This is a genomic window from Ramlibacter aquaticus (assembly GCF_015159745.1).
Taxonomy (GTDB): Bacteria; Pseudomonadota; Gammaproteobacteria; order Burkholderiales; family Burkholderiaceae_C; genus Ramlibacter; species Ramlibacter aquaticus.
The window spans coordinates 18796-42735 of record NZ_JADDOJ010000015.1 but is presented as its reverse complement, the minus strand read 5'-3'; the positions used below and the strand labels follow the sequence as shown (position 1 = coordinate 42735).

Genomic DNA, 23940 nt, shown 5'->3' with positions numbered 1-23940 from the left:
CGTTGCCTGCGGCTCTTACCGGCGTACTGAGTACCAAAGGACGCAAAAAAGCCGCCCTCAGGCGGCTGGTCGGGTGGCGCGCGGCCGGTTCAGCGCGGCAGGGCTCGCAGCGGCTGGCCGGCCAGGGGGCCATGCTGCCCGCTGGCCTGCGAGCTGTGGGCCTGGCTTCGGGTGCCCGGCTGGGGCTGCGCGAGGCCGTACGAGGCCGCGGTGACGGCCAGGATGACCGGCAGGCGCTGCAGGATGGACAGGGTGCGCTGGGTGGTGGGCTTCATGGAATCCTCCTGGTCTTCTTGGAACTGCGAAAACCACGGATTCTGGCCAGGGTGGACGTCAGCGCCGTGACAGCGCAGCCCAGCAAGTCGCGTCGGACAGCGCCCCGCGCTCAGCGGTCCGCGTCGTCGTCCAGGGTGGCGCTCCAGCGGTCGCCCCAGCCCCCCGCCGCGCTGTCGAGCTCGCGGCGGCCGCGCTTGGTGGGGCGGCCCTGGGTGATGGCCAGGGCCGGCTCGGGCGCCAGGCGGCGCTGCTCCGCGGCCCTCTCGCGCGCCGCCACGCTGTCCGCCGTTTCCTCGTAGAGCTGCTGCGCCACGGGGGCCGGTCCGCGCTGGGCCGACAGCCCGCGCACCAGGACGCTGCGCTCCACCGGGCCGATGCGCACGGCCACGGTGTCGCCCGCCTTCACTTCACGGGCCGGCTTCACGGGCTGGCCGTTGACCGTGACGCGCCCGCGGTCCACCTCCTCGGCGGCGAGCGTGCGGGTCTTGTAGAAGCGGGCGGCCCAGAGCCACTTGTCGATGCGCAGTCGGTCCATGCGCCCCGGATTGTGCGCGAGCCCGGGTCCGGCGCGGTATCCACATGCACGCGCGGCGCTACCATGGGCCCATGCAAGGCGACGACACGCTGCCGCGCGACGGCCAATCCATCCTGGAGCTGGCCGCGCGCTCCATGTTCCACCTGTTCTCCAGCATCAGCCAGGGCATGTTCCTGGTCGACCGGACGGGCCGCATCGTCTGGCTCAACGAAGGCTACGCCCGCTTCCTGCCGCTGCTGGGGTTCTCCTCGCCCGACCAGGTGGTGGGCCACCTCGTCGAGGACGTGGTGCCCAACACCCAGATGCGGCGCGTGCTGGAGACGGGCGAGGCCATCCTGATCGACCTGCTCACCAACCGGGCCGGCACCTTCGTGGTCAGCCGCCTGCCCCTGCGTGACGAGCAGGGCGAGCTGATAGGCGCCATCGGCATCGTGCTGTTCGACCATCCCGAGACCACGCTGCAGCCGCTGATCAGCAAGTTTGCCCGCCTGCAGCGCGACCTCGACGAGGCCCGGCGCGAACTGGCCAGCCAGCGCCGCACCAAGTACACGCTGGCCAGCTTCGTGGGCGGCAGCCCGGCGGCGGTGGAGGTCAAGCGCCAGGCCCGGCGGGCCGCGATGTCGTCCAGCCCGGTGCTGCTCCTGGGCGAGACCGGCACCGGCAAGGAGCTGCTGGCCCATGCCATCCACGCCGCGTCGGCGCGCTCGGCCGCGCCCCTGGTGAGCGTGAACATCGCCGCCGTGCCCGACACCCTGCTGGAGGCCGAATTCTTCGGCGTCGCGCCCGGGGCCTACACCGGGGCCGACCGCAAGGGCCGGGACGGCAAGTTCAAGCTGGCTGATGGCGGCACGCTGTTCCTGGACGAGATCGGCGACATGCCCCCCAGCCTGCAGCCCAAGCTGCTGCGCGCGCTGCAGGAGGGCGAGATCGAGCCGCTGGGCTCCAACAAGCTGGTGCGCTTCGACGCCCGGGTCATCGCCGCGACCTCGCGCGACCTCGCCGCCCTGGTGCGCGAAGGGCGCTTCCGGGAGGACCTGTACTACCGCCTGAACGTGCTGCCGGTGCGCGTGCCCCCGCTGCGCGAGCGGCGCGAGGACATCCCGGCCCTGCTGGAAGTGATCGCCGAGGACATGGGCCTGCGCGGCGGCACGCCGCCGCCCGAGCTGAGCCCGGCCGCGCTCTCGCTGCTGCAGGCCCAGGCCTGGCGCGGCAACATCCGCGAGCTGCGCAACGTGCTGGAGCAGGCCGCCATGCGCACCGAGTCGCAGCGCATCGAGGCTCGCCACGTGCAGGAGGTGCTGCGCGAATCCGGCCTGGAGGAGATTTTGCCGGCGGCGCCGCCGGACTGTGCAGCGCCAGGGGGCGACGCCCAGGCCCTGCTGCGGCCCCTGGCGGCGCAGGTCGCCGAAGTCGAGCGCCGGGCGATCCAGGCCGCGCTGTCGGCCTGCGGCGGCAACAAGGTCGCGGCGGCGCGCATGCTCGGCATCTCCCGCGCGACGCTCTACGAGCGGCTGGAGGAAATGTCTGAAAAGCAGACATATGTCTGAAACTCAGGCATATTCGATTGTCTGATTTTCAGACATCACGGGAGGAGTCGCTGAAATAGTCAATCGGATCAAGGGCTTGCAAGGTGGCACGGCGCGTGCAATCACGGTGCATCCACGGACTGGACACACAAGGAGACAAAGCATGAACCGTCGAACCTGGGTCGCGCTCGCGGCCGCCGCCTGCGCCCTGGCCAGCCCGCTCGCCTTCGGCCAGGCCAAGGACATCAAGATCGCCCACATCTACAGCCGCACCGGCCCGCTCGAGGCCTACGGCAAGCAGACCCAGACCGGCCTGCAGATGGGCTTGGAGTACGCCACGGGCGGCACCATGATGGTCGCCGGCCGCAAGATCGTGCTGCTGGAAAAGGACGACCAGGGCAAGCCCGACCTGGGCAAGTCGCTGCTGGCCGCGGCCTATGCCGACGACAAGGTCGACCTGGCCATCGGCCCCACGTCCTCCGGCGTGGCCCTGGCCATGCTGCCGGTGGCCGAGGAGTACAAGAAGGTGCTGCTGGTGGAACCCGCCGTGGCCGACTCCATCACCGGCGACAAGTGGAACAAGTACATCTTCCGCACCGGCCGCAGCAGCTCGCAGGACGCGATCTCCAACGCGGTGACGGTGGACCAGACCGACACCCAGGTCGCCACCCTGGCGCAGGACTACGCCTTCGGCCGTGACGGCGTGAAGGCCTTCAAGGACGCGCTCAAGAAGGCCAAGATCGTCCACGAGGAGTACCTGCCGCCGACCACGACCGACTTCACCGCGGGCTTTCAGCGCATCGTCGACGCGATGAAGGACAAACCCGGCCGCAAGGTGATCTTCGTCATCTGGGCGGGTGCCAACCCGCCCTTCGCCAAGCTGGCCGACCTGGACCTGAAGAAGCGCTACAACATCGAGGTGGTGACTGGCGGGAACATCCTGCCGGCCATGGTGGCCTACAACAACTTTCCCGGCATGGAAGGCGCGAGCTACTACTACTTCGGCTTCCCCAAGAACCCGGCCAACCAGTGGCTGGTGACCAACCACTACAGCCGCTTCAAGTCGCCGCCCGACTTCTTCACCGCCGGCGGCTTCTCGGCCGCGATGGCGGTGGTGACGGCACTCAAGAAGACCAACGGCGACGCCACGGCCGCCAAGCTGATCCCGGCCATGGAGGGCATGAGCTTCGACACGCCCAAGGGCACCATGACCTTCCGCAAGGAAGACCACCAGGCCATGCAGTCCATGTACCACTTCCGCGTCTCGCCCAAGGCCAAGGTCGGCGCGCTGGCTGACCTGGAACTGGTCAAAGAGATCAAGCCGTCCGAGATGGACGTGCCCATCCGCAACAAGCGCTGAACCGGCGGGCGCCTGCGGGCGCCCGTTCCGCCCCCTCTGTGCAAACGCCTGACGGGCCCGCCACCGCATGCGGGCCGGGACGGCCCGCGACCCGGACCCCATGAGCCAGCTTGCGACCCATGACCTGACCGTGCGCTTCGGCGGCCACGTGGCCGTGAACGGCGTCACCTGCGCCTTCGAGCCGGGCACGCTCACGGCCATCGTCGGCCCCAACGGTGCCGGCAAGACGACCTACTTCAACCTGATCTCCGGGCAGCTGCGCGCGAGCGCCGGCCGCGTGAGCCTGGGCGGGCGCGACCTCACCCACCTGCCGGCCTCGGCGCGCACCCGCGCCGGCCTGGGGCGGGCCTTCCAGCTGACCAACCTGTTCCCGCACCTGCCGGTGCTGGAGAACGTGCGCCTCGCCGTGCAGGCGGCCACCGACGGCCCGCACCGGCGCGGCCGCAACCTGTGGAGCGTGTGGAGCGACCACCGCGCGGTGCGCGAGCGCGCCGACGCGATCCTGCATGCGGTGGCCATGGCCGGCCGCGAGCACGAGCTGGTGGCCAACCTGCCGCACGGCGACCAGCGCAAGCTGGAGGTCGCCCTGCTGATGGCGCTGGACCCGCAGGTTTATATGTTCGACGAGCCGACCGCGGGCATGAATGCGGCCGAGGCGCCCGTCATCCTGGACCTGGTGCGCCGCCTCAAGGCGGACCGCAGCAAGACCATCCTGCTGGTGGAGCACAAGATGGACGTGGTGCGCGAGCTGGCCGACCGCATCATCGTGCTGCACAACGGCACCCTGGTGGCTGACGGCGACCCGGCGACGGTGATCGCCTCGCCGGTGGTGCAGGAAGCCTACCTGGGCATCCCCGCGGACGCCGGGGCGGTGCAAGGGGAGGGCGCATGAGCGCTGCCACCGCGTCCCCCACGGCAGGCCCCGTGCGCGGCGAGCCGCTGCTCACGCTGGAAGGCGTGCACACGCACATCGGGGCGTACCACATCCTGCACGGCGTCGATCTCTCGGTGCCGCGCGGCGAGCTCACCATGCTGCTGGGCCGCAACGGCGCCGGCAAGACGACCACCCTGCGCACCATCCTCGGCCTGTGGCGGGCCTCGCAGGGCCGCATCGCCTTCGCCGGCCGCGACATCACGGCCCTGCCCACGCCCCAGGTGGCGGGCCTGGGCATCGCCTACGTGCCCGAGAACATGGGCATCTTCGCCGACCTCACGGTGAAGGAGAACATGCTGCTGGCCGCGCGCGGCGCGCGCCGCATCGAGCAGGTGGACACCCAGCGCCTGGAGTGGATCTTCGGCCTGTTCCCGGCGGTGAAGAAGTTCTGGAACCACCCGGCGGGCAAGCTCTCGGGCGGCCAGAAGCAGATGCTGGCGGTCTCGCGCGCCATCGTCGAGCCGCGGGAGCTGCTGGTGATCGACGAGCCCAGCAAGGGCCTCGCGCCCGTGATGATCAACAACATGATCGAGGCCTTCGCCGAACTCAAGCGCAGCGGCGTCACGCTGCTGCTGGTGGAGCAGAACATCAACTTCGCCAAGCGGCTGGGCGACGGCGTGGCCGTGATGGACAACGGTGTGGTGGTCCACGCCGGGGCCATGCGCGAGCTGGCCGAGGACACTGGGTTGCAGCGCTCGCTGCTGGGACTGTCGCTGTGAAAAGCACCGACCTCGACTGGAAGCCCCTGGCCCTGGTGCCCGCGCTCGCGCTGGCGGTCTTCCCCTTCATCGGCTCGGGCTCGACCTGGCTCACGCTCACCGTGGCCGGCCTCGCGATGGGCATGATCATCTTCATCATCGCCTCGGGCCTGACCCTGGTCTTCGGCCTGATGGACGTGCTGAACTTCGGCCATGGGGTGTTCATCGCCCTGGGCGCGTTCATCGCGACGAGTGTGCTCGGCAGCATGGGCGACTACACCGGCTCACAAAGCCTGTGGGTCAACCTGCTTGCCGTGCTCCCCGCCATGCTGGTGGCCATGGCCGTGGCCGGCGGCCTGGGCCTGGCCTTCGAGCGCTTCATCGTGCGCCCGGTGTACGGCAACCACCTCAAGCAGATCCTGATCACCATGGGCGGCATGATCATCGGCGAGGAGCTGATCAAGGTGATCTGGGGGCCGCTGCAGATCCCGCTGCCGCTGCCCGAGGGCATGCGCGGGTCGATCTTCCTGGGCGACGCGGCCATCGAGAAGTACCGGCTGTTCGCCATGGTGGTGGGCGTGCTGGTGTTCGCCGTGCTGCTGTGGGTGCTCACGCGCACCAAGGTCGGCCTGCTGATCCGCGGCGGCGTGCAGGACCGCGAGATGGTGGAGGCCCTGGGCTACCGCATCCGCCGGCTGTTCATCGGCGTGTTCGTGGTCGGCAGTGCGCTGGCGGGCCTGGGCGGCGTGATGTGGGGCCTGTACCAGCAGAACGTGGTGCCGCAGATGGGCGCGCAGGTGAACGTGCTGATCTTCATCGTGCTCATCATCGGCGGCCTGGGCTCGACCACCGGCGCGCTGGTGGGCGCGCTGCTGGTGGGCCTGACGGCCAACTACACCGGCTTCCTGGTGCCCAAGGCGGCGCTCTTCTCCAACATCGCGCTCATGATGGCCATCCTGCTGTGGCGGCCCCAGGGCGTGTACTCGCTGTCGAAATAGCCATGCTGGGCCGCATCCTCTCGCACGACCTGCCGCGCAGCCGCCTGCTGGCTGTCCTCCTGGTGGCGCTGCTGCTGGCGCTCGCCTTCACGCCCTTCATCTTCCCCGGTGTGAAGGCCCTGAACGTGGCCGCCAAGGTGATCGTCTTCGTGGTGCTGGTCGCCAGCTTCGACCTGCTGCTGGGCTACACCGGCATCGTGAGCTTCGCCCACACCATGTTCTTCGGCATCGGCGCCTACGGCATCGCGATCGCGTCCTCGCGCATGGGCGCGGGCTGGGGCGCGCTGGCCGTCGGCCTGGCGGCGGCGCTGGCGCTGTCCTTCGTGCTGGCCTTGCTGGTGGGCCTGTTCTCGCTGCGCGTGCGCGCGATCTTCTTTTCCATGATCACGCTGGCCGTGGCGGCCGCCTTCCAGACCCTGGCCTCGCAGCTGTCGGACCTGACCGGCGGCGAGGACGGGCTCACCTTCCGCATGCCCGAGCTGCTCTCGCCGTCCTTCGAGCTCACGCCCAGCATCGACGGCCGCCTGCTGTGCTATTGGCTCCTCTTCGCGCTGGGCGTGGTGCTGGTGCTGGCCATGCTGCGCATCGTCAATTCGCCCTTCGGCCGCGTGCTGCAGGCGATCCGCGAGAACGAGTTCCGCGCCGAGGCCATCGGCTACCGGGTGGTCTGGTTCCGCACGCTGTCCAGCATCCTGTCGGCCCTGTTCGCCACGCTGGCCGGCGCCATGCTGGCGGTCTGGCTGCGCTACAACGGCCCGGACACCTCGCTGTCCTTCGAGATCATGCTGGACGTGCTGCTGATCGTGGTCATCGGCGGCATGGGCACGATCTACGGCGCCGCCGTGGGCGCCGGCCTCTTCATCGTCGCCCAGAGCTACCTGCAGGACCTGCTGCGGCAGGCCAGCGAGGCCGCGTCCGGCCTGCCCTGGCTGGCCGCGCTGCTCTCGCCGGACCGCTGGCTGCTGTGGCTGGGCCTGCTGTTCGTGCTCTCCGTCTACCACTTCCCCACCGGTATCGTCGGCCGCCTTCGCACGGGCGCGCTGCCCAAGTCCTGAGGAGCCCGCCATGCCACCGATGTCCCGCTACCTGAGTTGCGCCGGCCGCGAGATCCACCTGATGGACTGGGGCCCGGCCGATGCGCCCGTCGTCCTGGCCTGGCACGGCCTGGCCCGCACGGGGCGCGATTTCGACGAGCTGGCGGCCCACCTCGCGCCCCGTTTCCGGGTGCTGTGCCCGGACACCCTGGGCCGGGGCCTGAGCCAGTGGAGCCCCGACCCCGGGGTGGAGTACACGCTGGGCTTCTACGCCCGCATCGCAGCCGACCTGCTGGACCAGCTCGGCGTGGCGCGCGTGCACTGGGTGGGCACCTCCATGGGCGGGGCGATCGGCACTGTGGCCGCGGCGGGCCTGGCCGAGCCGCGGCTGGCCGGCCGCGTCGCCAGCCTGGTGCTCAACGACAACGCGCCCGAGCTCGCGGCCCCCGCGCTGGAGCGCATCAAGGCCTATGCCGGCAGCCCGCCGGCCTTCGACACCATGGCGCAGCTGGAGGCCTTCTTCCGGCAGGTCTACCGGCCCTTCGGCTGGTTGAGCGACGCGCAGTGGCGGCGGCTGGCGGAGAGCTCGATGCGCCGCCTGCCGGACGGGCGCGTGACGCCGCACTACGACCCGCAGATGGTCCGCCAGTTCACCGACCATGCGGACGACTACCGCATCTGGCCGCACTACGACGCGATCCAGGTCCCGGTGCTGTGCCTGCGCGGGGCCGAGTCCGACCTGGTGCTGAGCGACACCGTGGCCGAGATGGGGCGGCGCGGTCCCGGCGCGCGCGGCCTGCTGCAGGTGGTGGAGGTGCCGGGCTGCGGCCACGCGCCCGCGCTGAACGTGCCCGAGCAGCTGGACCTGGTGGCCGGCTTCATCGACCGGCAGGAGATGCGCGCCAGCGGCGCCGGCGCCGCGGCCTTCCCCTGAGGGGGCCGCGCGGCCGGCCGGGTAGGGCTCAGGCCTCGGCGCCCAGGGCCAGGGCACGCTCGGCGCTGGCGGCCAGTGCGGCCGTGTCGGGCGCGTCCTGTGTCGGCCAGCCGGCCAGCTGGTCCAGCGCGAGCTGCCCCAGGGCGTCGATCCAGGCCGGCTGGTCGTTCAGGCAGGGGATGTAGCGGTACTCGGTGCCGCCTTCCTCCAGGAACGCGTCGCGCACCTCCATGCCGATCTCCTCCAGCGTCTCCAGGCAGTCGCTGGTGAAGCCGGGGCAGGCCACGTCCAGGGAACGCACGCCCTTGCGGGCCAGTTCGCGCACCGTGGGCTCGGTGTAGGGCTGCAGCCATTCGGCCTTGCCGAAGCGCGACTGGAAGGTGACGGTGTAGCGATCGCGTGCCAGCCCCAGCCGCTCGGCCAGCAGCCGCGCGGTCTTCAGGCATTCGCAGTGGTAGGGGTCGCCCAGGTCCAGGGTGCGGCGCGGCACGCCGTGGAAGCTGAGCACCAGGTGCTCGGCCTGGCCGTTCGCCGCCCAGTGATCGCGGATGCGCGCGGCCAGGGCGTCGATGTAGGCGGGCTGGTCGTGGTAGCGGCTGCACAGGCGCAGGTCGGCCAGGTGGCGCGTGGAACGGGCCCAGTCGCCCACGGCGTCGAACACGCTGGCGGTGGTGGTGCCGGAATATTGGGGGTAGGCGGTGAGCACCAGGATGCGCTTGGCACCGGCGGCCTTGAGGGCGTCCAGTTCGGCGGCGATGCTGGGGGTGCCGTAGCGCATCGCGTGGCGCACCATCACGCGATGGCCGCGCGCGTCCAGCCAGTCCTGCAGCAGCCCGGCCTGGCGGGCGGACCACAGCGCCAGCGGCGAGCCCTTCGGGTCCCAGATGCTGGCGTACTTGGCGGCCGAGCGCGAGGACCGCAGCGGCAGGATGATGCCGTGCAGCAGCGGCAGCCAGAGCAGGCGCGGGATTTCAACCACCCGCGGGTCGGAAAGGAATTCCCGCAGGTAGCGCCGGACCGCCGGCGTGGTGGGCGCATCCGGGGTGCCCAGGTTGCAGAACAGCAGGCCGGTGGTGGCCTCGCGGCCGTGGCGGAATGCGGGTTCGGGTCGATAACGGGGGGACGGGGCCATGCGCTATTCTCGCCGCCATGCTGGACCCGACGAGAATCAAGGCCATCAGCCTGGACCTTGACGACACCCTGTGGCCGATCTGGCCCACGATCGAACGCGCCGAGAAGGTGCTCCACGACTGGCTCGCCGAGCACGCGCCCATGGCTGCGGCCCTGTTTTCCAGCCCGGCCGCGCTGCGCGAGATCCGGGAACACATGGCGAGCCGCCGCCCCGACCTGCGCAACGACCTGAGCGCGCTGCGGCGCGAGTCCATCCGCCTGGCCCTGCTGCGGGCCGGCGAGGACCCGCTGCTGGCCGAAGCGGCCTTCGAGGCCTTCTTCGCCGAGCGCCAGCGGGTGGAGCTGTACGAGGATGCCCTGCCGGCGCTGGAATTCCTCTCGCGCCGCTGGCCGCTGGTGAGCGTCTCAAACGGCAACGCGGACCTGGCGCGGGTGGGCCTGTCGGCCTTCTTCGGCGCTTCGCTGTCGGCGCGCGAGTTCGGCGTCGGCAAGCCCGATCCGCGCATCTTCCACGCCGCGGCCGGGGCGGCCCAGGCGCAGGCCCACGAGGTGCTGCACGTGGGCGACGACGCCACCCTGGACGCCCTGGGGGCGGTGCAGGCGGGCATGCAGGCGGTCTGGCTGAACCGCGGTGGCCACCCCTGGCCGCACGAGGGCGAGGCCCCGCCGCAGGTCGCGTCGCTGACGCAGCTGTGCGAGTGGCTGGGGCAGGGCGCCTGAGACCCGTGCCGGCGTGGCCGGCATCGCGCTGGGCGCCTGCGGCCTGGCCGGCCGCCCGGCGGCCCGGCCTTACGCCCGGCCCAGGGCCTGCACCTTCCAGGCCAGCCAGAACTTGCGCAGCGGCGTCAGGCTCACCCGCTGGTGCAGCACCTGGAAGCCGTCGCGCTCGATCTCGTCGAGCAGGGTGCGGTAGATGCTGGCCATCATCAGCCCGGGCTTCTGGGCCCGCCGGTCGGCGTCGGGGAGCAGGGCGAAGGCCTCGCGGTACAGCCCGCGCGCGCGCTCGGCCTGGAACTGCATCAGGGCCTTGAAGCGGGGCGAGTACTCCCGCTTGAGAAGCTCATGGGCCTTGACGTCGAACTGCTGCAGCTCGCTGACCGGCAGGTAGATGCGGCCGCGCATCGCGTCCTCGCCCACGTCGCGGATGATGTTGGTCAGCTGGAAGGCCAGGCCCAGGGTGTGGGCGTACTGCGTGGTGGCGGGCTGCGTCTGGCCGAAGATGCGCGCCGACACCTCGCCCACCACGCCGGCCACCAGGTGGCAGTAGCGCTGCAGGCCGGGGAAATCGAGGTAGCGGGTCTGCTCCAGGTCCATGCGGCAGCCGTCGATCACGGCGTGGAGATGGCGCTCCTCGATGCCGAACTCCCGCGCGCAGGGCATCAGCGCCTTCATCACCGGGTGCTCGGGCTGGCCGCGGAAGGACTTGGCGACCTCCTGCTGCCACCAGGACAGCTTGGCCGCGGCCACGCCGGGGTCGCTGACCTCGTCGACCACGTCGTCGACCTCGCGGCAGAAGGCATAGAAGGCGGTGATCGCGGCGCGGCGCGGCCGCGGCAGGAACAGGAACGCGTAATAGAAGCTGCTGCCCGACGCTGCGGCCTTCTGCTGGACGTACTCTTGCGGGGTCATGGGGCGCCATTGTCCCGCAGGCGGTGCCAGGTGCGCTCGAGGTGGCCCCGGCCCGCCAGCGTGAGGGCGATGCCGGCCAGCAGCGCCCGCAGTTCCGCACGCGGCATCTTCACCCGCTGCGCCAGCGCCTGCGCCGGGCCGGCGGCGCGCAGCAGGGCCAGCGTGCGCAGGCCGACCAGGGCTGGTAGCGCGCAGGCCACGCGCAGGCGCCGGCTGCGCAGCCCCAGCGCATAGCGCATGCCGTCGTCCATGGCCACGGCCGCCTGTGCGATCCAGTCGTCCCACAGCGGGCGCAGCGCGCCGGGCCGGGCCGCCAGCGTCGCCGCCGTCAGGCCCAGGGCCTGCAGGCGGCTGGCCGGGAAGTAGCAGCGTCCGGCCGCCAGGTCGGCCCCGGCGTCGCGCAGGATGTTGATTCGCTGCAGGCCCCGGCCCAGGGATTCGCCCAGTGCCCGCATCTGCGCCTCGGGCAGCTCGGCGAAGCCCGGCAGGTGGGCGGCGCACATCGCGGTCCAGAAGCCACCCACGCAGCCGGCGACGCGCTGCATGTAGTCCACCGCCTCGGCCTCGTCCGCCAGCGCCCGCGGCGCGCCCGTGCCGGGAAAGCGCTGCAGGTCCAGCCGCTGGCCGCTGGCGATCTCGCGCAGCACCGCCTGCGTGGCGGCGCGGTCACCGGCGGACAGGCCCGCGAGTGCCGCGAAGCATCCCGGCAGCGCGCGCAGCAAGGCGGCTTCGCAGGCATCCGGCAAGCCCTCGCCCGCCTGGGCCAGGCGCTGCGCCAGCGAAAGCGGCATGGCGGCGGCCTGGATCGCGGCGTCCAGCGCGTCCAGCAGTTCCAGCCGCGCCGCCGCGGGCAGGCCGGGCGCGTCCGCCACGGTGTCCGTGGCGCGGGCCAGCAGGTAGGCCAGGCCGATCGGATGCCGCAGGGGCCCGGGCAGCACGCGCACGGAGAGGTAGAAGGACCGCGAGACGCCCCGCAGCAGCGGGAGCAGTTCGGCAGCGGTGGGGGCGGCGCTGGGCATGGCGCCGGTATTGTCGCTTGACACGGCCGGGCTGCGCTTTTAGATTACTAACCAGTCAGTCATTAACTGAAGCGAGCATCCCATGAGCGCCACTTCATCCCGCCTCGCGGTCCGGGCCGCCTCCCTGTTCGTCCCTGTGTTGCTGGGGGCCTCGCTCTCGGGCTGTTCCCGGCCCGAGCCGGCGCCGGAGCCGGTCCGCGCGGTGAAGGTGATGACGGTGGGCGTGGACCGCTACGCGGCGGGCCATGAGTTCGCCGGCGAGGTGCGGGCGCGCGTGGAGTCGCGCCTGGGCTTCCGCGTCGGCGGCAAGATCGTCCGGCGCGAGGCCGAGCTGGGCCAGCGGGTCAAGCCAGGCCAGGTGCTGGCGCAGCTGGACCCGCGCGACCTGCAGCTGGCGGCCGAAGCGGCCAAGGCCCAGGTGGCGGCCGCGCTGACCAACCGCGACCTCGCCGCCGCCGACTACAAACGCTATGCCGCGCTGCGGGAGCAGAACTTCATCAGCGGCGCCGAACTCGAGCGGCGTGACACCACGCTGAAGGCGGCGCAGGCCCAGCTCGAGCAGGCCCAGGCGCAGCTTGCCGCCCAGGGCAACCAGGCGGGCTATGCCAACCTGGTCGCCGACGTGGCGGGCGTGGTGACCGCGGTGGAGGCCGAGGCGGGCCAGGTCGTGAGCGCGGGAACGCCCGTGGTCCGCGTCGCGCAGGACGGCGCGCGCGACGTGGTGTTCGTGGTCGGCGAAGACCGCATCGCGGCCGTGAAGCCGGGCTCGCCCGTGAGCATCCGCAGCTGGTCGGACAACCGCAGCTTCGAGGGCAAGGTGCGCGAAGTCGCCGCCAGCGCCGACCCGGTCACCCGCACCTTCCAGGTCAAGGTCGGCATCGATCCGGCCCTGGCACCGCCGCTGGGGGCCACGGTCTACGTGTCGCCGCAGTCCCTCAGCCTGGCGGGCACGCCGGTCATCAAGCTGCCCACCAGTGCCTTGCGCCAGGAAGGGCAGGGCAGTGCGGTGTGGGTGCTGGACCGGGGCTCCATGACGGTGAAGTCGCAGCCGGTGCAGGTGGCCACGGCCGACGGCAACGAGGCCGTGATCGCCTCGGGGCTGGCCCCGGGCATGACGGTGGTGGTGGCGGGCGTGCACGTGCTCGCCCCCGGGCAGAAGGTGAGCCTGTGGCAGGACCCGGCCCTGCCCGCGGCCTCGGTGGCCCGGTGAGGCGCGCATGAGCCGCCCCGACCCCAGCGCCTCCTTCAACCTCTCACGCTGGGCGCTGGAGCACCCGGCGCTGACGCGCTACCTGATGGTGGTGCTGATGCTGCTGGGCTTCGCCGCCTACTTCCAGCTCGGCCAGGACGAGGACCCGCCCTTCACCTTCCGGGTGATGGTGGTGCAGAGCTTCTGGCCCGGCGCCACCGCGCAGCAGATGGCCGAGCAGGTCACCGACAAGATCGAGCGCACGCTGCAGGAGGCGCCGTACGCGGACAAGATCCGCAGCTACTCCAAGCCCGGCGAATCGCTGATCCTGTTCCAGATCAAGGACTCCTCCCCACCGGGCGAGGTGTCCCAGGTGTGGTACCAGGTTCGCAAGAAGGTGGGGGACATGCGCGGCACCCTGCCGCCGGGCGTGAACGGCCCCTTCTTCAACGACGAATTCGGCGACGTGTACGGCGTGATGTACGCGTTGCAGGGCGAGGGCTACAGCCCGGCCGAGCTCAAGGTGCTGGCCGACGAGGTGCGCCAGCAGCTGCTGCGCGTGCCCGACGTGGCCAAGGTGCAGCTGTTCGGCGTGCAGGACGAGAAGCTCTACGTCGAGATCTCGCAGAAGCGGCTGGCCGAGCTGGGGCTGGACCTGAACCAGGTGCTGGCCCAGCTGCGCTCGCAGAACGCGGTGGCCTCGGCCGGCGCGGTGCAGACCCCGCTGGACGTGGTGCAGGTGCGCGTGGCCGGCCAGTTCGATTCGGTGGAGCAGCTGCGCGCCATGCCGATCCGTGCCGCGAACGGCAACCAGCTGCGCCTGGGCGACCTGGCGCGGGTGTATCGTGGCTTCGTGGACCCGCCGCAGGTGAAGGTGCGCCACGACGGGCAGGAGGCCATCGCGCTGGGCGTGTCCATGGCCAAGGGCGGCGACATCATCCGCCTGGGCAAGGCGCTGGGCGTGGCCTCGAAGCGGATTTCCGCCGGGCTGCCGGCGGGCGTGCGCCTGGTGCAGTTCCAGGACCAGCCGCACGCGGTGGCGACCTCCGTCAACGAATTCGTGCGCACCCTGGTCGAGGCCCTGGCCATCGTGCTGGCGGTGAGCTTCGTGGCGCTGGGCCTGCACAAGCACGAGGATGCGGCCCGCCGGCCGCCGTGGCGCCGCTGGACCGTGGACATGCGCCCCGGCCTGGTGGTGGCCATCACCATCCCCCTGGTGTTGGCGGTGACCTTCCTGGCGATGGACTACTGGGGCATCGGCCTGCACAAGATCTCGCTGGGCTCGCTGATCATCGCGCTCGGCCTGCTGGTGGACGACGCCATCATCTCGGTCGAGATGATGGTGCGCAAGATGGAGGAGGGCTACGACCGCTTCCGCGCCGCCACCTTCGCCTACGAGATCACGGCCATGCCCATGCTCACGGGCACGCTGATCACGGCCGCCGGTTTCCTGCCGATCGGGCTGGCCAAGTCGCTGACGGGCGAGTACACCTTCGCCATCTTCGCGGTGACAGTGATCGCGCTGGTGCTGAGCTGGTTCGTCTCGGTCTACTTCGTGCCCTACCTGGGCACGCTGCTGCTCAAGCAGAAGCCGCTGCCGCCGGGCGCGCATGAAGAACACCACGAGCACTTCGACACGGCCTTCTACCGGGTCTTCCGTCGCACGGTGAACTGGTGCGTGGCGCACCGCTGGGCCACCATAGGCGCGACCGTGCTGCTCTTCGCGCTGGGCATCGCCGGCATGGGCAAGGTGCAGCAGCAGTTCTTCCCCGATTCCAGCCGGCCCGAGGTCATGATGGACATCTGGTTCCCGGAGGGCACCTCCTTCGCTGCCAACGAGGCGCTGGCCAAGCGGGTCGAGAAGCGGCTGCGCGAGCAGGCCGGCATCGTGTCCGTCACCGAGTGGGTGGGCTCCGGCGTGCCGCGCTTCTACCTGCCGCTGGACCAGGTCTTCCCGCAGACCAACGTCACGCAGTTCATCATCCAGCCCACCGACCTGAAGGTGCGCGAGCGGGTGCGGCTGGCCCTGCCGGCGCTGATGGCCCGCGAGTTTCCCGAGGTGCGCGCGCGCATCAAGCTGCTGCCCAACGGCCCGCCCGTGCCCAGCGCCCTGCGCGAGCGTGCCGACGAGGTGAAGGCGGCCATGCGCGCCAGCCCCCACACGCGGGGCGTGAACGACAACTGGAACGAATCGGTCAAGACCATCCGCCTGGAGGTCGACCAGGCCAAGGCGCGTGCGCTGGGCGTGAGCAGCGAATCCATCGCCCAGGCCGCGGCCACCATGCTGTCGGGCTTCAACGTCGGCCAGTACCGCGAGCGTGACCGGCTGATCGACATCGTGCTGCGCCAGCCGCGCGAGGAGCGCGACGCGATCACCGACCTGGCCAGCGCCTACCTGCCCACCGCGTCCGGCCAAGCCATTCCGCTGACGCAGATCGCGCGGCCGGTGTTCGGCTGGGAGCCGGGCGTGATGTGGCGCGAGAACCGCGACTACGCCATCACGGTGCAGGCGGACATCGTCGAGGGCCTGCAGGGCGCGACCGTCACCGACGAGCTGCTGCCGGCGCTGAAGAAGCTGGAGGCGCAGTGGCCCCCGGGCTACCGCATCGAGGTGGCGGGCGCGGTGGAGGAGAGCGCCAAGGGCTCGGCCTCGATCGCCGCCGGCCTGCCGGTGATGCTGTTCATCGTCTTCACCCTGCTGATGCTGCAGCTGCAGAGCTTCAGCCGCGCGGTGCTGGTCTTCATCACCGGCCCGCTGGGCATCGCCGGCGTGGCCGGCGCGCTGCTGGCGCTGGACCGGCCCTTCGGCTTCGTGGCACTGCTGGGCGTGATCGCGCTCATGGGCATGATCCAGCGCAACTCGGTGATCCTGATCGACCAGATCGAGCAGGACCGGGCGCGCGGGGTGCCGGCCTGGGACGCAATCGTGGAGGCGGCGGTGCGCCGGCTGCGCCCCATCGTGCTCACCGCGGCGGCGGCGGTGCTGGCCATGATCCCGCTCTCGCGCTCGGTGTTCTGGGGGCCCATGGCAGTAGCCATCATGGGCGGGCTGATCGTCGCCACGGTGCTCACGCTGCTGGCCCTGCCGGCCATGTACGCCGCCTGGTTCCGGGTGCGCCGCGACGAGCGGCCGGAAGGGGCGGCCCGGGCGCAGTAAAATACCGGGTTGACCGAGCGGGCGCCCGGGGAAACCCAGGCGCCCTTTCTCGTAGCGGGCGTCCGTCAGCGGGCGCCCGTGTTGCATGCAGGTGCGTAGCGCGGGTGGCGAAATTGGTAGACGCACCAGGTTTAGGTCCTGACGCCAGCGATGGTGTGGGGGTTCGAGTCCCCCCCCGCGCACCACGAAGAAACCAGATTCCTTCAGACAGAGAGATAGACATGGCCGTGAACGTTGAAACCCTGGACAAGCTGGAACGCAAGATGACGCTGACGCTGCCCGTCGCGTCCATCCAGTCCGAAGTCGATTCGCGCCTCAAGCGCCTCGCCCGCACCGTCAAGATGGACGGCTTCCGCCCCGGCAAGGTGCCGATGTCCGTCGTGGCCCAGCGCTACGGCTACTCGGTGCACTACGAGGTGCTGAACGACAAGGTCGGCGAAGCCTTCGCCCAGGCCGCCAACGAGGCGCAGCTGCGTGTCGCCGGCCAGCCCAAGATCACCGAGAAGGACGGCGCGCCCGAGGGCGAGATGGCCTTCGACGCGGTGTTCGAGGTCTACCCCGAGGTCAAGATCGGTGACCTGGCGGGCGCCGAGGTCGAGAAGGTCAGCACCGAAGTGACCGACGAAGCCATCGACCGCACCCTGGAGATCCTGCGCAAGCAGCGCCGCACCTTCGCCCAGCGCCCGGCCGACGCCGGCGCCCAGGACGGCGACCGCGTCACCGTGGACTTCGAAGGCAAGATCGACGGCGAGACCTTCCAGGGTGGCAAGGCCGAGGACTTCCAGTTCCTGGTCGGCGAAGGCCAGATGCTCAAGGAGTTCGAGGACGCCGTGCGCGGCATGAAGAGCGGCGAGAGCAAGACCTTCCCGCTGGCCTTCCCCGAGGACTACCACGGCAAGGACGTGGCCGGCAAGACCGCCGACTTCCTGGTCACCGTGAAGAAGATCGAAGCCGCCCACCTGCCCGAGGTCGACGAGGCCTTCGCCAAGTCGCTGGGCATTCCCGAGGGCACGGTCGAGGCCCTGCGCGCCGACATCCGCAAGAACCTGCAGCGCGAGGTCAAGTTCCGCCTGCTGGCCCGCAACAAGCAGGCCGCCATGGACGCACTGGTGTCCAAGGCCGAACTGGACCTGCCCAACGCGGCGGTGCAGGCCGAAGTCGAGCGCATGGTGCAGGGTGCCCGCGCCGACCTGAAGCAGCGCGGCATCAAGGACGCCGACAGCGCCCCCATCCCGGACGACATCTTCCGCCCGCAGGCCGAGCGCCGCGTGCGCCTGGGCCTGGTGGTTGCCGAGCTGGTGAAGTCCAACAGCCTGCACGCCAAGCCCGAACAGGTGAAGGCGCACGTGGAAGAGCTGGCCGCCAGCTACGAAAAGCCCGCTGAAGTGGTGCGCTGGTACTTCGGTGACCCGCAGCGCCTGGCCGAGGTCGAGGCCGTGGTGATCGAGAACAACGTCACGGAGTTCGTGCTTTCCAAGGCCAAGACCGTCGAGAAGCAGCTCGCCTTCGACGAACTGATGAACGCCGCCTGAGGCAGGCGCGTCCATGGGGCCCGGGCGGTCTTGTGAAGGGCCGCCCGGGCCCCATCTGTTTTGGCGATACAGTACCTCCCAGAGTTTGGAAAGCGAATCCACCCATGAGCGCACTTGATACCCGGGCCCTCGGCATGGTGCCGATCGTCATCGAGCAGTCCGGCCGCGGCGAGCGGTCCTACGACATCTACTCGCGCCTGCTGCGCGAGCGCGTGGTGTTCCTGGTCGGCCCCGTCAACGACCAGACCGCCAACCTGGTGGTCGCCCAGCTGCTGTTCCTGGAGAGCGAGAACCCCGACAAGGACATCTCGCTGTACATCAACAGCCCGGGCGGCAGCGTGAGCGCCGGCATGGCGATCTACGACACCATGAACTTCATCAAGCCGGCGGTGTCCACGCTGTGCACCGGCATGGCCGCCAGCATGGGCGCCTTCCTGCTGGCCGCGGGCGCCAAGGGCAAGCGGTTCTCGCTGCCCAACTCGAAGATCATGATCCACCAGGTGCTGGGCGGTGCCCAGGGCCAGGCGACGGACATCGAGATCCACGCCCGCGACATCCTGAAGACCAAGGCGACCATGAACCGCATCCTGGCCGAGCAGACCGGCCAGCCGCTGGAGAAGGTCGAGCGTGACACCGAGCGCGACTACTTCCTGGACGCCGAGGAGGCCAAGGCCTACGGCATCGTGGACCAGGTGATTGCCAAGCGTCCCTGACGGGCCCCCAAGGCCCGGAACCCCCCGCTGCAACCGGGGTCCAAGCCCCGGTTGCAGCGCAGCAACGGCGCTCCCCGCCCTGCGGGTGGCGCCGTTGCCTTTTCGCTATCATTGACCCACAGGACACAAGGCGGACCCATGGCCGACAAGAAGGGCTCTTCCAGCGAGAAAACGCTTTACTGCTCGTTTTGCGGGAAGAGCCAGCACGAAGTCAAGAAACTCATCGCAGGGCCTTCGGTCTTCATCTGCGACGAGTGCATCGACCTGTGCAATGAAATCATCCGCGACGAACTGCCCGCGGGCGAGGAGTCGCGCGAGGCCCGCGGGGACCTGCCCACCCCGGCCGAGATCAAGGCCAACCTCGACAACTACGTGATCGGCCAGGAGGCCGCCAAGCGCGGCCTGTCGGTGGCGGTCTACAACCACTACAAGCGCCTGCGCCACAAGGAAAAGGCCAAGAAGGACGACGTCGAGCTCACCAAGAGCAACATCCTCCTGATCGGCCCCACCGGCTCCGGCAAGACCCTGCTGGCCCAGACCCTCGCGCGCATGCTGGACGTGCCCTTCGTGATGGCCGACGCCACCACGCTGACGGAAGCCGGCTACGTGGGCGAGGACGTCGAGAACATCATCCAGAAGCTGCTGCAGAGCTGCAACTACGAGGTGGAGCGGGCGCAGCGCGGCATCGTCTACATCGACGAGATCGACAAGATCTCGCGCAAGTCCGACAACCCGTCCATCACCCGCGACGTGTCGGGCGAGGGCGTGCAGCAGGCGCTGCTCAAGCTCATCGAGGGCACCATGGCGAGCGTGCCGCCGCAGGGCGGGCGCAAGCACCCCAACCAGGACTTCCTGCAGATCGACACGACCAACATCCTGTTCATCTGCGGTGGCGCCTTCGCCGGCCTGGAGAAGGTCATCGAGCAGCGCACCGAAGCCTCGGGCATCGGCTTCGGCGCGGCGGTGCGCAGCAAGAAGGAGCGCAGCCTCACGGACGTGTTCCGCGAGGTGGAGCCGGAGGACCTGATCAAGTTCGGCCTGATCCCCGAGCTGGTGGGCCGCATGCCGGTCGTCGCCACGCTGGCCGAACTGAGCGAGGACGCGCTGGTGCAGATCCTCACCGAGCCCAAGAACGCGCTCGTCAAGCAGTACGGCAAGCTGCTCTCCATGGAGGGCGTGGACCTGGAGATCCGCCCCAATGCCCTGCGCGCGATCGCCCGCAAGGCGCTGGCGCGCAAGACCGGCGCCCGCGGCCTGCGCTCCATCCTGGAGCAATCGCTGATCGACACCATGTTCGAACTCCCCAACACCCCCAACGTGGACAAGGTGGTGGTGGACGAGTCGACGATCGAGGAAAGCAAGCCACCGCTCCTCGTCTACCGCGAGGCGGCCCGCAAGGCCTGAGCCGGTGCATGGCGGGTGGCCGAACAGCAAATACCCGCCGTTTACCCCGCTCATTCGAGGGCCGGTTTGCGCCGGCGCCTTGAAAATGGTCCCATGCGGTCCATATTCGACTGACAGAAAACCCAGAAGGACCTTTCATGTCCGGTAACACCCCCCTGCCTTCGGAACCCCTGGACCTGCCGCTGCTGCCGCTGCGGGACGTCGTGGTCTTTCCCCACATGGTGATCCCGCTGTTCGTCGGCCGGCCCAAGAGCATCAAGGCCCTGGAGGCGGCGATGGAGGCGGAGCGCCGCATCATGCTGGTGGCCCAGAAGGCCGCGGCCAAGGACGAGCCCTCGGTCAACGACATGTTCGAGGTCGGCTGCGTGTCGACCATCCTGCAGATGCTCAAGCTGCCCGACGGCACGGTGAAGGTGCTGGTCGAGGGCCAGCAGCGCGCGCGCGTCAACCGCATCACCGAAGGCGAGGAGCACTTCAGCGCCAACGTGGTGCCCGTGGGCGCCGAGGGCGTGGACGCGAAGTCGGCCGAGATCGAGGCGCTGCGCCGCGCCGTGATGCAGCAGTTCGACCAGTACGTCAAGCTCAACAAGAAGATCCCGCCGGAGATCCTTACCTCCATCTCCAGCATCGACGACCCGGGCCGCCTGGCCGACACCATCGCCGCGCACCTGCCGCTCAAGCTGGACAACAAGCAGGTCGTGCTCGACCTCGCCGACGTCAAGGCCCGGCTGGAGAACCTGTTCGAGCAGATCGAGCGCGAGGTCGACATCCTCAACGTCGACAAGCGCATCCGTGGCCGCGTGAAGCGCCAGATGGAGAAGAACCAGCGCGACTTCTACCTCAACGAGCAGGTCAAGGCGATCCAGAAGGAACTCGGCGAAGGCGAAGAGGGCGCCGACATCGAGGAGATCGAGAAGAAGATCAAGGCCGCCAAGATGCCGCAGGACGCCCGCAAGAAGGCCGAGGCCGAGCTCAAGAAGCTCAAGCTGATGTCGCCCATGTCGGCCGAGGCCACCGTGGTGCGCAACTACATCGACGTGCTCACGGGCCTGCCCTGGAGCAAGCGGACCAAGATCAAGCACAACCTCGGCCACGCCGAGGACGTGCTCAACGAAGACCACCATGGCCTGGAGAAGGTCAAGGACCGCATCCTCGAGTACCTCGCGGTGCAGCAGCGCGTGGACAAGGTCAAGGCGCCCATCCTGTGCCTGGTCGGCCCTCCCGGCGTCGGCAAGACCTCGCTGGGCCAGTCCATCGCCAAGGCGACGGGCCGCAAGTACGTGCGCATGGCCCTGGGCGGCATGCGTGACGAGGCCGAGATCCGCGGGCACCGCCGCACCTACATCGGCGCCCTGCCGGGCAAGGTGCTGCAGTCGCTCTCCAAGGTGGGCACGCGCAACCCGCTGTTCCTGCTGGACGAGATCGACAAGCTGGGCACCGACTTCCGCGGCGATCCCTCGAGCGCGCTGCTCGAAGTGCTGGACCCGGAACAGAACCACACCTTCAGCGACCACTACGTCGAGGTCGACTTCGACCTCTCCGACGTGATGTTCGTGGCCACCTCGAACTCGATGAACATCCCGCCGGCGCTGCTGGACCGGATGGAAGTGATCCGCCTGTCGGGCTACACCGAGGACGAGAAGGCCAACATCGGCCGCAAGTACCTGCTGCCCAAGCAGATGACCAACAACGGGGTCAAGGAAGAAGAGCTCGAGGTGACGGACGACGCCATTCGCGACGTCATCCGCTACTACACCCGCGAAGCCGGCGTGCGCTCGCTCGAGCGTGACCTCTCCAAGATCTGCCGCAAGGTGGTCAAGGGCCTGCAGCTGAAGAAGTACACGGGCAAGGTGGTCGTGACCGCCGAGAACCTGAACGACTTCCTGGGCGTGCGCAAGTACAACTACGGCCGCGCCGAGCAGCAGAACCAGGTGGGCCAGGTGGTCGGCCTGGCGTGGACCGAGGTGGGCGGCGACCTGCTCACCATCGAGGCCGCGCTGATGCCGGGCAAGGGCAACATCCTGCGCACCGGCTCGCTGGGCGACGTGATGAAGGAGTCCGTGGAGGCCGCGCGCACCGTGGTGCGCAGCCGCTCGCGCATGCTGGGCATCAAGGACGAGTTCTTCGAGAAGAAGGACATCCACATCCACGTGCCCGACGGCGCCACCCCCAAGGACGGCCCCAGCGCGGGCGCCGCGATGACCACGGCGCTGGTCTCGGCGCTGACCGGCATCCCGGTGCGCAGCGATGTCGCCATGACCGGCGAGATCACGCTGCGCGGCGAGGTCACCGCCATTGGCGGCCTGAAGGAAAAGCTGCTGGCCGCCCTGCGCGGCGGCATCAAGACGGTGCTGATCCCCGAGGAGAACACCAAGGACCTGCAGGAGATCCCGGAGAACGTGAAGAACGGCCTGGAGATCGTGCCGGTGAAGTGGATCGACAAGGTGCTGGAAGTGGCGCTGGAGCGCATGCCCACGCCCCTGCCCGACGACGAGCCCGCCACCACGGCAGCCGTCGCGGCCGTGCCGGCCACCGAGCCCACGGGCGTGAAGCACTGAAGCGAAGTTTTTTGGGGCGCGTCCCGAAGCACCCCAAAAAGCTTGCTATAATTTTTGTCTGACGCGGGAATAGCTCAGTTGGTAGAGCGCAACCTTGCCAAGGTTGAGGTCGCGAGTTCGAGTCTCGTTTCCCGCTCCAGATTCCAAAAAAGGGAAGCCTGTGCTTCCCTTTTTTATCGGGAATCCCTGGCGCGGTAGCAAAGCGGTTATGCACCGGATTGCAAATCCGTCCAGCCCGGTTCGACTCCGGGCCGCGCCTCCAGGAATTCACGGTACACCGCGGGAATAGCTCAGTTGGTAGAGCGCAACCTTGCCAAGGTTGAGGTCGCGAGTTCGAGTCTCGTTTCCCGCTCCATGGATCGCAACGAAAAAGGGAAGCCCAGGCTTCCCTTTTTCATGGTGATCCATGAAGTGTGCGCAGGACGGGACTTGAACCCGTACGCCCGTGAGGACTGCGGCTTTTAAGGCCGCTGCGTCTACCGATTCCGCCACCCGCGCGCAGCCGTGGATCATAGTCGGCCCGCGCCCCCTGCCTTAGAATCGTTTCTCCGCTTCGCGCGCGGTCGCCACTGCGCACAAAGCCAGCTCCAGCCCATGCCCCACTACAACAACGCCCCCTTCGAGATCCATGTGCATGGCGAGGTGCCCGTGCGCGCCGACGTGACCTACGCGCAGCTGCAGGAAGCGCTCAAGCCGCTGTGGACCTATGCCGGCGCCAAGTCGCTGGCCGACGCCGCCGAGAGCGCCTACGAAGAAGAGCCGGGCATCGAGTTCGACGCCCCCGAGCACCTGCTGCGCATGTGCTGGACCGTGCCGGGTGACCAGGATTTCCGCCAGTCGCTGGACGAGATGTGCATGAGCCTGAACGAGCTGGCACAGCAGGGCGCGGCCATCGAAGTCACCTTCTACGACGCCGAGTTCGACGAGGACGAGGAGCCGCCCGAGGCCGAGGCGCGCGACGACTTCGTGATGCTGTTCGTGGGGCCCACGCCCGCCGCCATCATGCAGGTGCAGCGCGACCTGCTGGTCGAGGACGTGGTGGCCCTGATGGAGCGCCACTTCGACGGCGCCGAGCTGGGCGGCGTGGTCGCCGAGATCGACAAGCTCTTCAACCAGCGCTTCGACGCGCTGGTGAGCTCGCTGGAGCTGGGCAAACCGCCGCGCGGCAGTGGCGGGGGTGGCGGCGGCAACCACGGCGGCCGCCGGCCGCGCCACCTGCACTGACATTCAAGGGCTTCCCAGCGGCGACGGTCCCCGGGGTTCCGGCCGCCAGTCGCCCACCGCGTTGCGCAGCCTTTCCCGCAGGGAACTGC

General features: G+C 69.6%; 20 protein-coding genes and 5 tRNA genes. 19 read left to right on the top strand and 6 right to left on the bottom strand.

Annotated elements, in window-relative coordinates; all coding sequences use genetic code 11:
• Nucleotides 1–89 precede the first annotated feature (89 nt).
• Entirely contained in the window at nt 90–275 is a 186-nt protein-coding gene (locus IM725_RS05735; protein ID WP_193779617.1) for a hypothetical protein, read from the bottom strand.
• A 110-nt stretch (nt 276–385) separates the two neighbouring features.
• The gene (locus IM725_RS05730) at nt 386–811 is read right to left on the bottom strand and encodes an RNA-binding S4 domain-containing protein (protein ID WP_193779616.1); all 426 of its coding nucleotides are present in this window, start codon (nt 809–811) and stop codon (nt 386–388) included.
• Nucleotides 812–882: 71 nt separating this feature from the next.
• Between IM725_RS05730 and IM725_RS05725 the strand changes: the two genes are divergently transcribed.
• The 7 genes from IM725_RS05725 to IM725_RS05695 all read left to right on the top strand — a co-directional run bounded on the left by IM725_RS05725 (nt 883) and on the right by IM725_RS05695 (nt 8295).
• On the top strand, nt 883–2358 hold the full coding sequence (locus IM725_RS05725; RefSeq protein WP_193779615.1) for a sigma-54 interaction domain-containing protein: 1476 nt from the start codon (nt 883–885) through the stop codon (nt 2356–2358).
• A 142-nt stretch (nt 2359–2500) separates the two neighbouring features.
• The gene (locus tag IM725_RS05720; RefSeq protein ID WP_193779614.1) at nt 2501–3697 is read left to right on the top strand and encodes a substrate-binding domain-containing protein; all 1197 of its coding nucleotides are present in this window, start codon (nt 2501–2503) and stop codon (nt 3695–3697) included.
• Nucleotides 3698–3797: 100 nt separating this feature from the next.
• The gene (locus tag IM725_RS05715) at nt 3798–4589 is read left to right on the top strand and encodes an ABC transporter ATP-binding protein (protein WP_193779613.1); all 792 of its coding nucleotides are present in this window, start codon (nt 3798–3800) and stop codon (nt 4587–4589) included.
• Nucleotides 4586–5350: an ABC transporter ATP-binding protein gene (locus tag IM725_RS05710; RefSeq protein ID WP_193779612.1), complete on the top strand. Its 765-nt coding sequence runs from the start codon at nt 4586–4588 to the stop codon at nt 5348–5350. Before IM725_RS05715 ends, IM725_RS05710 begins: the two co-directional genes overlap by 4 nt.
• Nucleotides 5347–6327 (top strand): branched-chain amino acid ABC transporter permease, encoded by a 981-nt coding sequence (locus IM725_RS05705; protein WP_193779611.1) that lies wholly within the window; start codon nt 5347–5349, stop codon nt 6325–6327. The genes IM725_RS05710 and IM725_RS05705 overlap by 4 nt, the downstream gene beginning before the upstream one ends.
• Nucleotides 6328–6329: 2 nt before the next feature.
• On the top strand, nt 6330–7382 hold the full coding sequence (locus tag IM725_RS05700) for a branched-chain amino acid ABC transporter permease (protein WP_193779610.1): 1053 nt from the start codon (nt 6330–6332) through the stop codon (nt 7380–7382).
• 10 nt (nt 7383–7392) lie between these two features.
• Complete coding sequence (locus tag IM725_RS05695; protein ID WP_193779609.1) at nt 7393–8295, top strand: alpha/beta fold hydrolase; 903 nt, start codon at nt 7393–7395, stop codon at nt 8293–8295.
• A 28-nt stretch (nt 8296–8323) separates the two neighbouring features.
• Here the strand turns inward: IM725_RS05695 and hemH are convergent, their stop codons facing one another.
• Nucleotides 8324–9427, bottom strand: a complete 1104-nt coding sequence (gene hemH / locus IM725_RS05690; RefSeq protein ID WP_193779608.1) for a ferrochelatase — start codon at nt 9425–9427, stop codon at nt 8324–8326.
• Nucleotides 9428–9444: 17 nt separating this feature from the next.
• Between hemH and IM725_RS05685 the strand changes: the two genes are divergently transcribed.
• Nucleotides 9445–10146, top strand: a complete 702-nt coding sequence (locus tag IM725_RS05685; RefSeq protein ID WP_193779607.1) for an HAD family hydrolase — start codon at nt 9445–9447, stop codon at nt 10144–10146.
• Between the two features lie 69 nt (nt 10147–10215).
• Here the strand turns inward: IM725_RS05685 and hpnD are convergent, their stop codons facing one another.
• Both hpnD and IM725_RS05675 read right to left on the bottom strand, forming a co-directional pair.
• On the bottom strand, nt 10216–11055 hold the full coding sequence (gene hpnD, locus IM725_RS05680; protein WP_193779606.1) for a presqualene diphosphate synthase HpnD: 840 nt from the start codon (nt 11053–11055) through the stop codon (nt 10216–10218).
• The gene (locus IM725_RS05675; protein ID WP_193779605.1) at nt 11052–12074 is read right to left on the bottom strand and encodes a phytoene/squalene synthase family protein; all 1023 of its coding nucleotides are present in this window, start codon (nt 12072–12074) and stop codon (nt 11052–11054) included. Before IM725_RS05675 ends, hpnD begins: the two co-directional genes overlap by 4 nt.
• Nucleotides 12075–12156: 82 nt before the next feature.
• On the opposite strand from IM725_RS05675, the gene IM725_RS05670 reads away from it, so the two are divergent.
• The 10 genes from IM725_RS05670 to IM725_RS05625 all read left to right on the top strand — a co-directional run bounded on the left by IM725_RS05670 (nt 12157) and on the right by IM725_RS05625 (nt 22982).
• On the top strand, nt 12157–13284 hold the full coding sequence (locus IM725_RS05670) for an efflux RND transporter periplasmic adaptor subunit (RefSeq protein ID WP_193779604.1): 1128 nt from the start codon (nt 12157–12159) through the stop codon (nt 13282–13284).
• A gap of 7 nt (nt 13285–13291) precedes the next feature.
• The gene (locus tag IM725_RS05665) at nt 13292–16420 is read left to right on the top strand and encodes an efflux RND transporter permease subunit (RefSeq protein WP_193779603.1); all 3129 of its coding nucleotides are present in this window, start codon (nt 13292–13294) and stop codon (nt 16418–16420) included.
• Nucleotides 16421–16518: 98 nt separating this feature from the next.
• Nucleotides 16519–16605: transfer RNA gene (locus tag IM725_RS05660), tRNA-Leu, on the top strand.
• Between the two features lie 36 nt (nt 16606–16641).
• Complete coding sequence (gene tig, locus IM725_RS05655; protein ID WP_193779602.1) at nt 16642–17952, top strand: trigger factor; 1311 nt, start codon at nt 16642–16644, stop codon at nt 17950–17952.
• A 104-nt stretch (nt 17953–18056) separates the two neighbouring features.
• Nucleotides 18057–18665, top strand: coding sequence for an ATP-dependent Clp endopeptidase proteolytic subunit ClpP (gene clpP / locus IM725_RS05650; protein ID WP_193779601.1), 609 nt, complete (start codon nt 18057–18059; stop codon nt 18663–18665).
• A 138-nt stretch (nt 18666–18803) separates the two neighbouring features.
• A complete protein-coding gene (clpX, locus tag IM725_RS05645; RefSeq protein WP_193779600.1) occupies nt 18804–20069 on the top strand; it encodes an ATP-dependent Clp protease ATP-binding subunit ClpX in 1266 nt (421 codons plus the stop codon).
• Between the two features lie 137 nt (nt 20070–20206).
• Nucleotides 20207–22627 (top strand): endopeptidase La, encoded by a 2421-nt coding sequence (lon, locus tag IM725_RS05640; RefSeq protein WP_193779599.1) that lies wholly within the window; start codon nt 20207–20209, stop codon nt 22625–22627.
• A 63-nt stretch (nt 22628–22690) separates the two neighbouring features.
• Nucleotides 22691–22766 (top strand) — tRNA-Gly (locus tag IM725_RS05635).
• Between the two features lie 49 nt (nt 22767–22815).
• Nucleotides 22816–22889, top strand: a tRNA-Cys gene (locus tag IM725_RS05630).
• 17 nt (nt 22890–22906) lie between these two features.
• A tRNA-Gly gene (locus IM725_RS05625) sits at nt 22907–22982 on the top strand.
• A gap of 59 nt (nt 22983–23041) precedes the next feature.
• Here IM725_RS05625 and IM725_RS05620 read toward each other — a convergent pair.
• A tRNA-Leu gene (locus IM725_RS05620) sits at nt 23042–23125 on the bottom strand.
• 96 nt (nt 23126–23221) lie between these two features.
• Between IM725_RS05620 and IM725_RS05615 the strand changes: the two genes are divergently transcribed.
• Nucleotides 23222–23851: a DUF6806 family protein gene (locus IM725_RS05615; protein WP_193779598.1), complete on the top strand. Its 630-nt coding sequence runs from the start codon at nt 23222–23224 to the stop codon at nt 23849–23851.
• Nucleotides 23852–23940 lie beyond the last annotated feature (89 nt).

Excerpts from the sequence above, each read along its gene's own strand:
- IM725_RS05735 (WP_193779617.1), bottom strand. The coding sequence starts at position 275 with ATGAAGCCCACCACCCAGCGCACCCTGTCCATCCTGCAGCGCCTGCCG.
- IM725_RS05730 (WP_193779616.1), bottom strand. The coding sequence starts at position 811 with ATGGACCGACTGCGCATCGACAAGTGGCTCTGGGCCGCCCGCTTCTAC.
- IM725_RS05725 (WP_193779615.1), top strand. The coding sequence starts at position 883 with ATGCAAGGCGACGACACGCTGCCGCGCGACGGCCAATCCATCCTGGAG.
- IM725_RS05720 (WP_193779614.1), top strand. The coding sequence starts at position 2,501 with ATGAACCGTCGAACCTGGGTCGCGCTCGCGGCCGCCGCCTGCGCCCTG.
- IM725_RS05715 (WP_193779613.1), top strand. The coding sequence starts at position 3,798 with ATGAGCCAGCTTGCGACCCATGACCTGACCGTGCGCTTCGGCGGCCAC.
- IM725_RS05710 (WP_193779612.1), top strand. The coding sequence starts at position 4,586 with ATGAGCGCTGCCACCGCGTCCCCCACGGCAGGCCCCGTGCGCGGCGAG.
- IM725_RS05700 (WP_193779610.1), top strand. The coding sequence starts at position 6,330 with ATGCTGGGCCGCATCCTCTCGCACGACCTGCCGCGCAGCCGCCTGCTG.
- IM725_RS05695 (WP_193779609.1), top strand. The coding sequence starts at position 7,393 with ATGCCACCGATGTCCCGCTACCTGAGTTGCGCCGGCCGCGAGATCCAC.
- hemH (WP_193779608.1), bottom strand. The coding sequence starts at position 9,427 with ATGGCCCCGTCCCCCCGTTATCGACCCGAACCCGCATTCCGCCACGGC.
- IM725_RS05685 (WP_193779607.1), top strand. The coding sequence starts at position 9,445 with ATGCTGGACCCGACGAGAATCAAGGCCATCAGCCTGGACCTTGACGAC.
- hpnD (WP_193779606.1), bottom strand. The coding sequence starts at position 11,055 with ATGACCCCGCAAGAGTACGTCCAGCAGAAGGCCGCAGCGTCGGGCAGC.
- IM725_RS05675 (WP_193779605.1), bottom strand. The coding sequence starts at position 12,074 with ATGCCCAGCGCCGCCCCCACCGCTGCCGAACTGCTCCCGCTGCTGCGG.
- IM725_RS05670 (WP_193779604.1), top strand. The coding sequence starts at position 12,157 with ATGAGCGCCACTTCATCCCGCCTCGCGGTCCGGGCCGCCTCCCTGTTC.
- IM725_RS05665 (WP_193779603.1), top strand. The coding sequence starts at position 13,292 with ATGAGCCGCCCCGACCCCAGCGCCTCCTTCAACCTCTCACGCTGGGCG.
- tig (WP_193779602.1), top strand. The coding sequence starts at position 16,642 with ATGGCCGTGAACGTTGAAACCCTGGACAAGCTGGAACGCAAGATGACG.
- clpP (WP_193779601.1), top strand. The coding sequence starts at position 18,057 with ATGAGCGCACTTGATACCCGGGCCCTCGGCATGGTGCCGATCGTCATC.
- clpX (WP_193779600.1), top strand. The coding sequence starts at position 18,804 with ATGGCCGACAAGAAGGGCTCTTCCAGCGAGAAAACGCTTTACTGCTCG.
- lon (WP_193779599.1), top strand. The coding sequence starts at position 20,207 with ATGTCCGGTAACACCCCCCTGCCTTCGGAACCCCTGGACCTGCCGCTG.
- IM725_RS05615 (WP_193779598.1), top strand. The coding sequence starts at position 23,222 with ATGCCCCACTACAACAACGCCCCCTTCGAGATCCATGTGCATGGCGAG.